This is a genomic window from Myxococcus sp. AB025B (assembly GCF_006518215.1).
GTDB lineage: Bacteria > Myxococcota > Myxococcia > Myxococcales > Myxococcaceae > Myxococcus > Myxococcus fulvus.
Genome location: NZ_SRLW01000579.1, coordinates 1 through 2,113, shown reverse-complemented (window position 1 = coordinate 2,113; position 2,113 = coordinate 1). Strand labels below are relative to the sequence as shown.

Sequence of the window (2,113 nt, the reverse complement as noted above, 5' to 3'; positions counted from 1 at the left end):
GTACAGGTAGAGGTCATCCGCCGTGAGCTGCGATGGGGTGGGGCGGGGGATGGGCTCGAAGACGAGCCGCCCGTCCAGCGCGAACAGCTCGTCGCTCAGGGCCAGTGTCAGGCGGACCTCGGCCTCGCGGTAGAGGGCGTGGGCCTCGGGGACGGGGCCTCGCTCGAGGATCTGCGCCGCCAGCGCCACCGCGTGGTCGTACTTGCCCGACTCCAGGAAGCGCTTCACCAGGTTCAGCAGCTCGGCCAGCTCCGCGGCCTCTCCCAGCCTGGGGCCCTTGGGCAGGCGCGGCGCCAGGGCGCCCCGGCGATAGAGGTGGAGGATCCACCGCGCGGCGAACAGCGGCGCCTCCTTCGCCGTGGCCAGCATCTCCCCCAGCGTGGCGCCGCTCGCGGCCAGCTCCAGCAGCTTGTCCTCCTCCTCGGAGAAGGTCTCCACGGCGAACTCGCGGAACACCCTGAAGGTGGCATCCAGGTGCGGGAAGACCTCCCGGAACACGGACCACTCGCGCAGCCGCGTCACCGCGTCGCGGTGCAGGCTGTTCAGCGCGAGCTTCAACCCCACCGCGCGGGCGGCCGGCGGGAGCTTCGGGGTGAACTCCACCTCGCCCGACTCCCAGCCGTAGCAGTCGAAGAGGGCCTCGCGGGCCTTGTGCTCCATCGCCTCGATGAGGCGGGGCAGCTCCACGAAGCAGCGCTGCACCAGGAAGGTGCCATAGGGGGTGCCCGCGCCCTCCGCCGCCTCGAAGGCCGCCGCGGCCCGGGGAGCATCCAGGATGCGCAGGTTCACCAGGACCTGGGACAGGTGCTCGCGGGGGTCATTCGAGCTCTCACCCACCAGGAAGCCGTCCTTCACCTGGAAACACCGCTGGATGGCGCCGCGCTCCACGCGCAGGGTGCCTTCCACCCCCGCGGTCGAGAACAACGGCGGCATCACCATCTGCAGGCGATAGCTGGCGAGACTTCCCTTGAATGACTCCATGCCGGTCTGTCCTCCCGAGGTGAGGTTGCTCGCAGGTGTGGCGGTCAGGGTACCGCTCCACCCACCGGCGCTCAACCGCAAGGGCCTGGAATTACTCGGGATTTCCGTGCGCGCCGCAAATTTCCACGAGGGCTCACGGCGGGCGGGCGTCAGGCCCGAGGAGTGCCCGCGACTGAACGGAAGATTGCAGGGGCGCGGCGGGTGTGCGAACCACCTCGACGCTGCAGAACACAAAACGCGCGAAAACGACTCCGCGCGCTGACTCCCGACTCGGAACCCGACATGCGGACCCTCTCAGGCGTGCAGTCCTCCGGCAAGCTGCACATCGGCAACTACTTCGGCGCCATTCGCCAGTTCGTGCAGCTCCAGGAGGAGGGCGAGGCGTACTACTTCATCGCCAACCTGCACGCGCTGACCACGGTGCGTGACGCGAAGCTCGCGCTGGAGCTCACGCGTGAGGCGGCGCTGGCGTACCTGGCGCTCGGCGTGGACCCGAAGAAGGCGGTGCTCTTCCGCCAGAGCGATGTGCGCGAGGTGCTGGAGCTCAACTGGATTCTCGGCACCGTGGTGCCGCACGCGCACCTGGAGCGGGCCCACAGCTACAAGGACAAGGTGGCCAAGGGCATCAGCCCGGACTTCGGCCTCTTCGCCTACCCGGTGCTGATGGCGGCGGACATCCTGCTCTACAGCACGGACTTCGTCCCGGTGGGCAAGGATCAGATCCAGCACGTGGAGTTCGCCCGTGACTGGGCGGTGAAGTTCAACACCGAGTACGTGAAGGGGTACGACCCGGCGGACCCGGACGGCAAGGAGCGCGGCCACGCGCCCGGCATCCTCAAGCTGCCCCAGGCCCGCATCCAGGAGGCCACCCAGACGGTGCCCGGCGTGGACGGCAAGAAGATGTCCAAGTCCTACGGGAACACCATCGAGATGTTCGGGGACGAGAAGGAGATCAAGAAGCGCATCATGTCCATCAAGACGGACTCCACGCCGGTGGAGGCGCCCAAGCCGGTGCCCGAGGGCAAGCCGGCGGACGCGTCGCTCGTCAGCGAGGTGCCGCTCTACGACTTGCTCAAGCTGATGCTGCCAGCGTCCGAGTTCGCGGAGGTGGACGCGTCGTGGAGGGCGGGAG

2 protein-coding genes are annotated in these 2,113 nt (G+C 68.5%); one reads left to right on the top strand and one right to left on the bottom strand.

Annotated elements, in window-relative coordinates; genetic code table 11:
- The coding region (locus tag FL311_RS42755) for a DUF4388 domain-containing protein (RefSeq protein WP_141333377.1) at nt 1-981 on the bottom strand (981 nt) is incomplete at its 3' end.
- 282 nt (nt 982-1,263) lie between these two features.
- On the opposite strand from FL311_RS42755, the gene trpS reads away from it, so the two are divergent.
- The coding region (gene trpS / locus FL311_RS42750) for a tryptophan--tRNA ligase (protein ID WP_141333375.1) at nt 1,264-2,113 on the top strand (850 nt) is incomplete at its 3' end.